The following is a 12,944-nucleotide window of genomic DNA, read 5'->3' as shown; positions in this document are numbered from 1 at the left end:
ATCACCGCGCAATTACGCTTTTTTAATAAATTATATCTAAAACAATGGCAGGCAATTCATTCGGACAAATATTCAGAATAACCACCTTTGGCGAATCGCATGGTGAAGCTATAGGTGTAATTATTGACGGTTGCCCGGCGCAATTAAATGTTGATCTGGATTATATACAGGGCGAACTGGATAAACGTAAACCAGGTCAGTCGAAAATAACCACACAACGTAAAGAAAGCGACACAGTAAAAATATTATCAGGCGTATTTGAAGGTAAAACTACAGGTACCCCTATCGCTATGCTGATTCCTAATGAAGACCAGCGTTCAAAGGATTACAGCCATAATGTAGATGTATTCCGTCCCTCACATGCCGATTATACATATCAGGCCAAATATGGCATTCGTGATCACCGTGGCGGCGGCCGCTCTTCAGCCCGTGAAACTGCGGCTCGTGTTGCTGCCGGAGCATTAGCCAAACTTCTGCTTAAGTCACAGGGAATCGAAATCGCAGCACATGTAAGCAGCGTAGGAACTATTAACGCGCCAAATGTAAATATTGAAAACGTTCAGGATTTTATTGATGAGCGCGAAAAAAATATCGTACGCTGCGCCGACCCGGCTACTGCCGAAGAGATGATAACTTTCATTGATAGTGTTCGTAAAGACGGAGATACTGTTGGTGGCAAAATTAGTTGCTACATCAAAAATTGCCCGGTAGGTTTGGGTGATCCTGTATTTGATAAATTACATGCCGATCTGGGTAAAGCTATGCTGAGCATTAACGCGGTACATGGCTTTGAATTTGGATCAGGCTTTGCAGGCAGCGAAATGCGGGGATCTGAGCATAATGACATCTTTGTAAAATCACACTTAGGCGAAATAAGCACCGTTACCAATTTTTCGGGTGGCATCCAGGGCGGTATTAGCAATGGTATGCCTATTGAATTTAAAGTAGCGTTTAAACCGGTTGCTACCATCATGAAAAACCAGGTAACTATTGATAGCCAGGGTAATGAGGCCGAAATATCAGGCAAAGGCCGTCATGATCCTTGTGTAGTACCACGTGCGGTACCTATCGTTGAATCAATGGCTGCTTTGGTTTTAGCAGATCATTGGTTGAGAAACAGGAACTCGATTTTAAGCTAGTCCTGAGTAAATGAAAATTAACAAAAGCCCAAAGCAACAAAAAGCTTTGGGCTTTTCGCTTTAAGCATTCGGCATATAAGTATCTTTGTAAAGCCATGTTAACCTCTATCATCCAATTATATAAAAAAGCCTATAGCGGACTTTCGCAAAACAGCTGGTATCTGAGCCTGGTCATGTTCATCAACAGGAGCGGCACTATGGTTGTGCCCTTCATGAGCATTTATACTATTCAGCAGTTGCATTTTACCATTATGCAATCGGGATGGGTGATGGCGTTCTTCGGTATAGGAGCTATATCAGGTGGCTTTATTGGAGGTAAACTGACCGATAAAATCGGCTTTTATGATATCCAGGTTGGTGCACTGCTCATCGGTGGGATATTATTCCTTGTATTGGGTTACCAGCATACTTTTCTAAGTGTAAGTATCGGTACATTCATATTGAGTATCTGTAACGAATCTTTCCGGCCAGCCAACTCAACTGCTATAGCTCATTATAGTAATGATGAAAATAAAACACGCTCCTACTCTTTAAACCGATTGGCAACAAACCTTGGTTGGGCGTTTGGCGGAGGCTTAGGAGGCCTACTGGCATCTATCAATTACCACCTGCTTTTTTGGGTTGATGGGTGTACCAATATTTTTGCGGCCCTTTTATTATTGAGGCTGATGCCACGTTCAAAAATTATTAAAGCAGTCAGAAACACCGGTGAAAATATTATCAAATCTGCATCTGCATATAAAGATGGCCCCTATTTAATATTCATCTTCTTGAGTACACTGTTTGGCACCTGTTTTTTCCAGTTCTTTATAATGCAGCCTGTTTTTTACAAGGTACAATGGCATTTTAATGAACGCTTTATTGGTTTTCTATTAGCCCTGAACGGTATATTGATCGTATTGATCGAGATGATCCTGATTCATCATTTAGAGGGCCGGAGAAATCCGCTTACATATATCAGCATTGGCATTATTGTGGCAGCAAGCAGTTTCGCGTTTTTAAATATATTACCGCATACCGCATGGGCAGCCATAATCGTCGTGGCTTTGATTACACTTGGCGAAATATTAAGCATGCCGTTTATGAACTCCTACTGGATAGTGCGGACAAACAATAATAATCGTGGTGAGTATGCGGCATTATACAGCATGTCATGGTCGGCTGCGCAAATAATAGCTCCTGCGGCAGGTGGTCAGATCATAGCGTACGGCGGCTTTAATATGCTTTGGTGGGTATTAACTTCAGTTTGTTTATTTTCTTCGGCAGGATACCTGATCCTGAAAAAGTTTACACGAACAAACAGACAGATTAATATAATTACGGAGAAAGCAATTTAACTTGCATTTTGCGCTTTCAAAACCTTAACTGTAACCAGAAGCTGCCCCAGATGACGCATGGTATGTTCGGCTGAGTGAACATACAGTCCTAATACTGTTGATGGTAGTTTAGCTCTGCCAACTTCACGCGGGTTTGTCAGTATTTTTTCATCAATTTCAGTTAATTGCTGTAGTGCACTATCAATTTGTAAGTTAAACCGTTGCACAAGATCAACAAGACCTATACTTTCTGATGGTGTCCCCTCTTTGCTTAAATACTCCAGTTGGTAATCAGTAAGCCCTTCTTCATTTGCATAAGTGAAAAGTCGGTTAAGCACACCTACCATATGCTGTAAATGAAAACCTGGAGACGCCATGCCGGCAACTTTATTCCATAACAAAGCTTCAGGAAAATCATTCATCAGTTCATTCAACTCCTCCCGTGCTTGCAAAAGCGCATGAGCTACAGGTTGTAGTAATGCTGGTATATTACTTAGAGGTCCGCGAAGCCAAACTTCAGGCTTATTGCTTATTGCCATTTTTCTGTTATCAATTAAAACCTGAGCATCGTTTATTTATAAACACCAAACTGAATAGCGAATATATTTACCCATATTGGAGGTAACATTTATTCAACTCCCTATTCTGATCAGTATTTTAACCCCGGCGGTAACAATTTAAATTGGCCCCAGGGTGAAAAATTGTCCGTTTTCAAAATTAATTAAAATCATTTTGCTTTGTGGTATGCTGATTGCTAAGCAAAAGCTATATTTAACTATACAATTGACATGATCTCTACCTCAACAAAAAAGACCTCAATTATTACCCTGTGTGGCTTTTTTGTCTTGCTCCTTGTTTTCCAAAGCTGTAAAAAAAAGCACTCTGAAATAGCCGACCAGCTTTTTAAAACAACGCAGAATAAAATTTATCAGGATATTGATCCTGATACCCTTGCTTTTACACTTAAAAAAGAAATATCATCACAAAAATCAAAAATTGCCAACGAAGCCGTAATTGAGGCTTATCTCCGTTCAAATAATTACCAGCCTATGTTGGTCATGAACCATTTATTTAATGGAGACATTGACGCTTTGCCAGAATATTATGATAAAATAAACGAGCATGGACTCGACAAAAAACCATACCATTCGGAAGCTATAAAAGCCCTGGCTGCAAAACTTCAGGATAAAAATGGAATAAAAACTGTTGAGGAAGCCTATCAGACATTGGCCCAACTGGAAATATTGACAGCAAGTTCTTTAATAAAATATTCTAACGCGCTGCAATATGGTGTTATTAATCCCCGCAAAATATATTCCCGCTATTTTTCAGCTACTAAAAGGCCTGATAGCATAAGCATGAACAATACGCTCCAGGCAAAAAGTTTCAAAGCTTTTCTGGATAGTATTCAACCGGCCGATCCACAGTACAAGGCATTACAAAAAGCATTTTTAAACAATACCGTTTTGGATGGCTTATCAAAGGAAGAAAGCAGGCGTTATTTTTTAGTGAACCTTGAACGCCTACGTTGGAAGAATAAGCCCAAGGAAACTAAATATGTTATTGTAAATATCCCTGATTTTAAATTGGATGTGATTGACAGCGGAAAATCTGTTTTGAACATGAAGGTTTGCGTTGGTGAAGGACGTAATAAAGATTATCATGCCAGTTTGATATCTTATGCAGACAGCGATAGGTATGATAAGCCCTTCCCTCGTGAAACTCCGCTGTTAAGCAGCTCAATTCATAGCGTGGAGGTAAATCCTATGTGGAATATTCCGAGGAGTATAGCTACTAAAGAGATCATTATTGAAGCTGCAGATGACCCTTATTATTTATCAAATAAAAATATTGATGTATATAAGGACGGGAAAAAAATTGAAGATCCTGAATTGATTGATTGGTCAAAGGTAACCAAAGACAACCTGGATTATGATTTTAAACAGCGCCCTGGTGAAGATAATTCATTAGGCAAGATCAAATTCCTGTTTAAAAACAAAAGCAGCGTTTATCTACATGATACACCCGCTAAAGAAGCCTTCAGGCACTCTATGCGCGCCGTAAGTCATGGCTGTGTACGTTTGGGCGACCCTGAAGGACTTGCCAAGAATCTTTTTGGTGAAGGAGAGAATTTTGACACCATATCGAAAGATATGCATGAAGATAACCCGGAACCCACGAATATAGCCTTACCTAAAAAAACGCCTATATATATTACCTATGTAACCTGCTGGGCCGACGATAACGGCACACTGCAATACCGGAAAGATGTATACGGCTTAGATATTGTGCTTTATGCTCATTTAAAACTGTTAATGAGCAATATATAAAACAAATGCCCGGCCAAAGAGCCGAGCATTTGTTTTATACGCTTAAGATAATATTAAAGTCTGGCCAGATCAAAAGCAGCAGTATCGGCAGCAATAAAATTTAGCGGCCCGGTTTCATCCAGATAGTTTGAACTGTAACGCTCGTCATTGCCATTGATAAAAAGAACTGTTTTATCCTTAATGGTATTGATTACCTGATTTACCACTTTGGGAGATACTGCCGGGCAACCAAAACTGCGCCCGACATAACCTTTACGATCAATAGCAGCCTGGCTTACATAGTTGGCCGCATGAATTACAATATCACGCATCCGGGCATTTCCGTTAAAACCGGGGTCCATACCGTCTAATCGTAATGAGCGACCATGTTTACCCATGTAAACATTATCAGTAAGATAAAAACCTAAACTACTTTGATGTGAATCGTTACGATCTGAGAAACTACTGGCCATTTCTTCACCACTTCCCTGCCCATGCGCAACCCATGTATTAAGCAATAATTGCTTGGTTATCAGATCAACTATCCACATGCGTTTTTCGCGACTTGATTTGGTAAAATCAACAACAGTCAGCACCTCGCTATTTACAGGTAACTTGTGAGCCAGCCTTAAATTAGTATAGCCGGTAACGGCCTTTTCAAATACATCAAAAGCTAAACCCGACTGTTGCAAACCAGCCGTTTGATATAAATTATTTACATACTGGTTAAATAATTCTTTTGCATTAAGAGTTGAATTGACTTTACCATCTGATTCGTTTCCACCTACGGATCTCCAACTAACAACCGTCCCCGACAACAATACTACCGCCAATGTAACGCACCAAAAATGTTTCCTCATACTTTGTGTTTGAGTTTAAATTAATCAATTAGTTAAATTAGTAACAGGTTTACAATGATTGATCAGATTAGGAGCCGATCAATCACTAATATATCATTTTTTGTTCAATCAAAAATATTTTCTACGTATAACTATATTAAAATGAAAATATTTTTAAATAGAAGCAATCAAAGCATTGTTTTACGATAAAAAACGGGAAAAAGTTGGGTTTATTATTTAACCCATACTATCTTTTCTTCAAGGGGAGTATTTCTTCTGCCTTCCGGATACTGATCCGCATAGCCTAAATAGAGTACACCAAGCACATTATCCGCTTCTCGTAACTGTAAAAATTCTTTCATACCAGGCTTCAAAATAGCCCCTCCGGTACTCCAGAACGATGCCATATTTAAAGCGGTAGCACCAAGCAAAATATTTTGAATAGCACTTGAAACTGCAGCTACTTCTTCAAATGGAGGAATTTTAGGCAGATCACCTCGTTTCATTGTTGCCACAATTACATGAGATACTTTATCACCCTGATGCTGCAGATTGTAATAGGTGTTTTCGTTAAAGTTTTCTGCACCAACTCCACGCTTATATATTTCAGCATGCTCTCTGCAAAATTCTGCAGGATTTTCATATACTGTGAAGCGCCAGGGTTCAGTATATCCGTGGGTTGGAGCCCAATCAGCAAGTTCAAGCAATGCGGCAACGTGCCCGTTCGGTATTTTATGACCGTTCATCATTACAGGTTTAACTGAGCGACGAGTTTTGATAATATTTGATATAGTGGTAAATGCGATAGAATCCATGTTGATATATTCAGATAGATAAAAACTTAAATGAGCCCGAGAGAAAAAAATTGCCGGTGAGATTTAAAATATCCTGCGCTTAAAAAATCGCAGGATATTTTGAAGGATTGGCTTCATTCATAATAGCATAAACTGCTTCAATAATGTCATCGACAGAGGGCTTGCTAAAATAATCACCATCAGAGCCATAAGGTGGACGGTGTTCTTTCGCGGTTAGCGTTCTGGGCTGTGCATCAAGTGAATAATAGCCGTTTTCGGTCTCTATAATTTTTTGGGTAATGTAAGCTGATGCTGCTCCGGGAACATCCTCATCAATAACCAGTAATTTGCTTGTTTTCTTTAATGAATCACCACAAACATTGTCTAAATCAAAAGGATATAATGTTTGAGGATCAATAACTTCGATATGGATGCCCATCGTTTCCAACTCTTCAGCAGCTTCTAATACCAGGCGCAAGGTTGATCCATACGAAACAACGGTGACGTCCGCGCCAGCTTTCAATATCTCGGCCTTGCCAAGCGGAACTGTAAATTCGCCAACATTTGCTGGCAATTTTTCTTTTAGGCGATAACCGTTCAAGCTTTCAATAACAATGGCAGGTTCGTCGCCTCTAAGCAAGGTATTATACATACCGGCAGCTTGCGTCATATTACGAGGTACACAGATATGAAAGCCACGCATAGAATTTACAATTAAGCCCATTGGTGAGCCAGAATGCCATATACCTTCAAGCCTATGGCCTCTGGTACGGATAATCAAAGGAGCCTTTTGACCGCCGCGTGTACGATAACTTAAACTCGCTATATCATCGCACAAAACAGTCATTGCATATATCAAATAATCAAGATATTGTATCTCAGCTATTGGCCGTAAGCCACGCATAGCCAATCCCATACCCTGCCCAACTATGGTAGTTTCACGAATACCGGTATCAGTGATACGTAAATCGCCATATTTACCTTGCAAACCGGCAAATCCCTGGTTAACATCACCTATGGCACCAACATCCTCACCAAAAGCTACAATACTTTTATCACGGTCAAAATTGGCATCAAAACAAGCATTTAGCACTTCACGGCCATCCAAAACACGTGCATCATCATTATATATAACAGGCACAACTGGCACATTTAATGGCGATTGCGGTGTTTCTGAAAATAACTTTGAATTAAAACGTTCGTTATTTTTAACCATTTCGGCGTTGAACCAATTGAGCAATGACTGTCTTTCCTGAACGTTTTCATTTACAGTAAGCCTTAAAGTTTTGCGGATAGCAGAAATCACATCTTTACGGCCGGCATCATAACTTGAACGTAAAGCAGATGAAATATTTAAAATTTCATCTTTCGCAGTAACCTGGTAAGCCACATTATCAATTAATTGGGCAGCCTCCAACAATTCAGTTTTTATGATATCAAGCAATTCAGCAGCTGCCTCACGCTGGCATTCACGAACATATTTTTTAGCTTCGTTTTCCAGTTCATTTAGTTCTTCTTCTGTTGAAATGGCTGATGCTATCATCCATTCGCGCATTTTGAGTAAGCAATCGTGCTCATCTTCCCAGGCAAGACGTTCCTTGGTTTTATAGCGCTCGTGCGATCCTGAAGTAGAGTGCCCTTGTGGCTGAGTCATTTCAACAACGTGGATCAACACCGGAACATGCTGCTCACGGCATATGGCAATGGCACGTTCGTAAGTTTCGCAAAGTGCAATATAATCCCAGCCCCTTACCTTAAATATTTCGTATCCATTGGTATCTTTTTCGCGCTGAAAGCCTTTCAATATTTCTGAAATATCCTCTTTGGTAGTTTGTAATTTGGCCGGTACCGAAATAGCATACGCATCGTCCCAAACAGAAATAGCCATAGGTACTTGCAGCACTCCTGCGGCATTAAAGGTTTCAAAAAACAAACCTTCAGAAGTTGAGCCGTTACCTATAGAACCAAAGGCAACCTCATTGCCGCTTACAGAAAATTGATTTAGGTATTCAAGCTCTTTGTTTTGGCGATATAATTTTGATGCATAAGCCAAGCCAAGCAAACGAGGCATATGACCACCGGTAGTTGAAATATCCGACGAGCAATTCATTGTTTCGGCCTGGTTAACCCAACTGCCATCTGCATTTACAAACCTGGTAGCATAATGGCAATTCATTTGCCTGCCTGCAGATGCAGGATCTTTTTCTATATCAGGGTTAGCGTATAATTGAGCAAAAAACTCTTTCAAATTACTCATACCCGTAGCAAACATAAAAGTTTGATCACGATAGTATCCTGCGCGCCAGTCTCCGGCACGAAATGCCTTAGCCATTGCTAACTGGGCAACTTCCTTACCATCTCCAAATATTCCAAACTTTGCTTTGCCTGTTAAAACCTCCCTCCTGCCTATAATACTGGCCTGCCTGCTCTCATAACCAATACGATAATCATTAATCACAATTTTTTTGAAATCATCAAAACTCAGCTCAGCGGTATTAAATTTACTGGTTGCACGTATGGTAGTTTCGGGCATATATAATTTCGTTTAGACGGTAAAATTATAAAATTCTATTCTGTAATTAGAATACAAACAATAAAACATAGAGTTTTGCGAATAGTTTTTAAATTACATTAAACCTTATATATTTGTATTAATCAAATAAACATATGAAAAAAATATTAATGATTTGCGCAGTAATATTAGGTTTTGCCTTTACTGCCTCAGCACAGGATAGCCAAAAAGCCGAGTTTAAATTCAACGAAGAAAAACACGACTTTGGTAAAATACCTCAAGGCACTCCTGTAACCACTGTATTTGAATTTACTAACGTTGGCAAAGAGCCTCTTATTTTAACCGAGGTTAGACCAACCTGTGGCTGTACAATTGCTGATTATACTAAAACTCCTGTAAAAGGTGGTGAAAAAGGCACTATTAAAATCACTTACAATGCTGCTGCTGCTGCACCATTTAACAAAACCATAGTTGTTAAATCAAATGCGGTAACCCCAGAAAAGTATTTAAACATTATTGGCGAAGTGGTAGCTAAACCAGCATCAAGCAAATAATTAACCTAAGTTTGATTTGAACCTAATGCCTTGCAAGGCAAGGAAACTAAAAGTATTTAAAAGCTCCATCAATGATGGGGCTTTTTTGATTTACAAGATTATATAAAATGGGCATTACTTTCTTTTTTTATTAATTTTGCACATGCCAAAGATATCTCAAAAAGGGCAGCGAATGCCCGCATCTCCTATTCGTAAATTAACTCCATATGCTGATAAAGCTAAATTGGAGGGCAAAAAGGTTTATCATTTAAATATAGGTCAGCCTGATATTGAAACACCGGAAGGCATGTTAAATGCCATAAAAAATATTGATTTTAAAATTTGGGCCTATACTCCATCTGAAGGCACACTTGAGTATCGCAAAAAGCTTACAGAATATTATAATAAATGGGGTTACAATATTACTCCCGACAATATTATTGTAACCGCGGGCGGATCTGAAGCCATATCAATTGCTATGATGGCTTGCCTTGATCAGGGTGATGAGGTGATCATCCCTGAGCCTTTTTATGCTAATTATAACGGATTTGCCAGCCAGAGCGACATTGTAGTTAAACCAATACTTTCTTTTATTGATAATGGCTTTGCTTTACCTCCTATCAGTGAATTTGAAAAATTGATAACTGATAAAACAAAGGCGATTATTATTTGCAATCCTAACAATCCAACCGGATATTTATATTCTAAAGAAGAGCTTGATGAGTTAAAAACATTGGCTTTGAAATATGATTTATATTTATTTTCAGATGAAGCATATCGGGAGTTCTGTTACGATGGACGTGAGTTTATATCTCCGATGCACCTCGAAGGCTTAGATGAGAACGTAATTGTAGTGGACACTGTAAGTAAGCGTTATAGTGCCTGTGGGGCAAGATTAGGATGTCTGATCACTAAGAACAAAGAAGTTTTAAGTGCCGGTTTAAAATTTGCACAAGCCCGCTTAAGCGCCGGTATGGTTGAACAAATTGCCGGTACTGCTGCTGTTGACACTCCCGATAGTTATTTTAAAGCTGTAAACAAGGAATATACCAGTCGCCGAGACACTTTGGTTAGCGCACTAAACCGTATTGATGGTGTTTACTGCCCTAATCCTGGCGGAGCTTTTTATGTTGTTGCAAAGTTACCAATTGATAATGCGGATACTTTTTGCCAATGGATGCTGGAAACATTTAGCTACGAGAATCAAACAGTTATGATGGCACCTGCTACGGGGTTTTACAGTACCCCCGGAGCTGGCAACAATGAGGTACGTATGGCCTATGTTCTGAAAATCGAAGATCTGCAAAATGCTATGATCTGTTTGGAAAAAGCATTAAAGGTTTACCCTGGCAGGACTATTGATCAAAATCAGCTTTCGGAAAGCAAGTAGTTATTTTAGCCTAAGTTTTAATTATGCCAACCCATTAACAACAACTTTTTCCGTATATTTGCATACTTTTCAACCAACTGTTGTTGTGAACTGCAAATTTAAAATGGGGTCGACCGGAATTGACAGGATGGAGATAAGTAAGTAAGCATGCAGCGCGTTGGGTGAATTAGCGCTTAAATCTGAACGCTCAAACTTACAAATGGCGAAAATAACTACGCCTTAGCTGCTTAATTTAGAATTAAATAGCTTTTGTCCCGCCGGTTTTCCGTTCTGTTGAATCGGCAATCGGGGCATCGAAAAACGGAACTGGCCTGCTTAAGGTGTGCATAGCGGGTGAGATAAAGCACCTAAGGAAGACGGTACAGGTAAGCGACTGACCTTCCCCTTCCCTACAATTAAACAGAAGCTAAGCATGTAGAAAGCTTACCTTATACCATGTTTGGACGAGGGTTCGAATCCCTCCGGCTCCACGAAAACGGTATCAAACATCACTAAAACCCTTCAAACGCTACGTTTGAGGGTTTTTTTGTTGCATTTTGGTGTCATTTGTTCGCCGTTGAACGGCAATCTGGTGAGCAGAATCAAAAATCTTGATATTGACAGTGAGCCTATTATGTGATTTTTCACGTTCCCTCCGCACTCATCGATATTACTTTCAAAATTTCATTTTGAGAAATTAGCCCTAACAATAGTAGTTTCTAAACTTTTACTGGAAACCAACAGCGGTCTTTTGACGAGGTTTTTATATTAATCAAGCCTATATTCATCAATTTTCCGGTAAAGTGTTGCCTGACTGATGTTCAGCAGCCTGGCTGCCTGGGTTTTATTTTGTTTAGTATAATGTAGTACGCGCTGTATATGCAAACGCTCTATACTTGCCAGATCAAAAGCCGAAATTGCGCCGTCATGCGCAGCACCGTGGTATTGCATTTCTACAGGAAGGTTATCGACATTTAACTCACTGCTCTGGCATACGATCAGCGAACGCTCCATAACGTTTCGAAGTTCGCGAATGTTACCTCGCCATTCGTTGCTCCTTAATTTTTCGATATACGCAGGTGTCATACCTTTTACATGCTGATAGGCGTCGCGGGTTAATTTTTTCAGAAAAAAGTCGGCCAGTTGAGGAATATCTTCTTGCCTGTCTCTCAAAGGTGGCAAATTGATAGTGACCAGGTTCAGCCGATAATAAAGGTCTTCCCTGAATTTTCCCTGGCTAATTTCCTGCTTAATATTTCTGTTAGTTGCTGCAATAACGCGAATGTTTACTCTAATCTGCCGGGTATCCCCCACTTTAATAAATTCGCTGGTTTCGAGCACGCGCAGCAACTTGGCTTGCAGATCCATAGTCATTTCGCCTATCTCATCCAGAAAAAGGGTACCGTTGTCAGCTTCTTCTATCAGTCCTTTCTTATCTTTAGCAGCCCCTGTAAATGCCCCGGCCTTGTGACCGAAAAGTTCACTTTCCAAAAGTTCCTTACTAAAAGCGCTGCAGTTTAAACCCAAAAAGGTTTGTGTTTTCCGTTTACTAGCAGAATGTATTGCCTGTGCAAAAATTTCTTTACCTGTACCTGTTTCGCCTAATAGCAATATAGGAGCATCTGTTGCCGCAGCCTGCCGGGCAAGTGTTTTTGCCTGCGAAATGGCAAGGGAATTGCCTATGATGGAATCAAAACCGGCATAGCGTTCAATAGCTTCTTTCTCCAATTGTGCTACACGCTTCTCCAGCTTTACTTTTTCCAGTGCACGGTAAAGTAATGGTAATATGCGTTGGTTATCATTTGCCTTGGTCAGATAATCAAACGCGCCGTTTTTAATGGACTGCACACTATCAGGAATATTACCATAAGCGGTTAGCATGATAACCTCTGCGTAAGGATTTTTGACTTTGATACCAGGGATAAATTCTACACCGTTACCATCGGGCAGTTTCACATCGCATAACACTACGTCAATGTTTTCTCTTTCGAGCACCTTTGTAGCAGTTTTTAAGTTCTCCGCCTCCAATACAGAAAATCCTTCAAGTGACAATACCCTCTTAAGTAGTTGTCGCACATCAGTTTCATCTTCAATAATAAGTATTTGCGCAATAATATGATTAGTGGTGGTCAT

At 39.8% G+C, this 12,944-nt stretch carries 10 protein-coding genes and 1 other RNA gene; 6 read left to right on the top strand and 5 right to left on the bottom strand.

Annotated features, from left to right (window positions below):
* Window positions 1–44 precede the first annotated feature (44 nt).
* A complete protein-coding gene (aroC, locus tag AAGC65_RS00280) occupies window positions 45–1,139 on the top strand; it encodes a chorismate synthase (RefSeq protein WP_343110391.1) in 1,095 nt (364 codons plus the stop codon).
* A 95-nt stretch (window positions 1,140–1,234) separates the two neighbouring features.
* Complete coding sequence (locus AAGC65_RS00275; protein ID WP_343110390.1) at window positions 1,235–2,476, top strand: MFS transporter; 1,242 nt, start codon at window positions 1,235–1,237, stop codon at window positions 2,474–2,476.
* On the opposite strand, the gene AAGC65_RS00270 is transcribed toward AAGC65_RS00275, so the two are convergent.
* Window positions 2,473–2,994 carry a DinB family protein gene (locus AAGC65_RS00270; protein ID WP_343110389.1) on the bottom strand — a complete coding sequence of 174 codons (522 nt, stop codon included), beginning with the start codon at window positions 2,992–2,994 and terminating at the stop codon, window positions 2,473–2,475. The two genes, AAGC65_RS00275 and AAGC65_RS00270, sit on opposite strands and share 4 nt — an antisense overlap.
* Before the next feature lie 249 nt (window positions 2,995–3,243).
* Between AAGC65_RS00270 and AAGC65_RS00265 the strand changes: the two genes are divergently transcribed.
* Window positions 3,244–4,785, top strand: coding sequence for a L,D-transpeptidase family protein (locus AAGC65_RS00265; protein ID WP_343110388.1), 1,542 nt, complete (start codon window positions 3,244–3,246; stop codon window positions 4,783–4,785).
* Between the two features lie 53 nt (window positions 4,786–4,838).
* Here the strand turns inward: AAGC65_RS00265 and AAGC65_RS00260 are convergent, their stop codons facing one another.
* The 3 genes from AAGC65_RS00260 to AAGC65_RS00250 all read right to left on the bottom strand — a co-directional run bounded on the left by AAGC65_RS00260 (window position 4,839) and on the right by AAGC65_RS00250 (window position 8,930).
* Window positions 4,839–5,624, bottom strand: coding sequence for a murein L,D-transpeptidase catalytic domain family protein (locus tag AAGC65_RS00260; RefSeq protein WP_343110387.1), 786 nt, complete (start codon window positions 5,622–5,624; stop codon window positions 4,839–4,841).
* Window positions 5,625–5,836: 212 nt separating this feature from the next.
* A complete protein-coding gene (locus AAGC65_RS00255; RefSeq protein ID WP_343110386.1) occupies window positions 5,837–6,418 on the bottom strand; it encodes a nitroreductase in 582 nt (193 codons plus the stop codon).
* Window positions 6,419–6,497: 79 nt separating this feature from the next.
* Entirely contained in the window at window positions 6,498–8,930 is a 2,433-nt protein-coding gene (locus AAGC65_RS00250; RefSeq protein ID WP_343110385.1) for a thiamine pyrophosphate-dependent enzyme, read from the bottom strand.
* 134 nt (window positions 8,931–9,064) lie between these two features.
* Between AAGC65_RS00250 and AAGC65_RS00245 the strand changes: the two genes are divergently transcribed.
* The 3 genes from AAGC65_RS00245 to ssrA all read left to right on the top strand — a co-directional run bounded on the left by AAGC65_RS00245 (window position 9,065) and on the right by ssrA (window position 11,305).
* A complete protein-coding gene (locus AAGC65_RS00245; RefSeq protein WP_290322319.1) occupies window positions 9,065–9,463 on the top strand; it encodes a DUF1573 domain-containing protein in 399 nt (132 codons plus the stop codon).
* A 142-nt stretch (window positions 9,464–9,605) separates the two neighbouring features.
* Window positions 9,606–10,832, top strand: a complete 1,227-nt coding sequence (locus AAGC65_RS00240; RefSeq protein WP_343110384.1) for a pyridoxal phosphate-dependent aminotransferase — start codon at window positions 9,606–9,608, stop codon at window positions 10,830–10,832.
* A gap of 105 nt (window positions 10,833–10,937) precedes the next feature.
* Window positions 10,938–11,305: a transfer-messenger RNA gene (ssrA, locus tag AAGC65_RS00235) on the top strand.
* Window positions 11,306–11,579: 274 nt separating this feature from the next.
* On the opposite strand, the gene AAGC65_RS00230 is transcribed toward ssrA, so the two are convergent.
* Complete coding sequence (locus AAGC65_RS00230) at window positions 11,580–12,944, bottom strand: sigma-54 dependent transcriptional regulator (protein WP_343110383.1); 1,365 nt, start codon at window positions 12,942–12,944, stop codon at window positions 11,580–11,582.

It is taken from the genome of Mucilaginibacter sp. (assembly GCF_039207105.1).
Classification (GTDB): Bacteria; Bacteroidota; Bacteroidia; order Sphingobacteriales; family Sphingobacteriaceae; genus Mucilaginibacter.
This window is presented reverse-complemented; position numbering and strand designations above follow the sequence as displayed.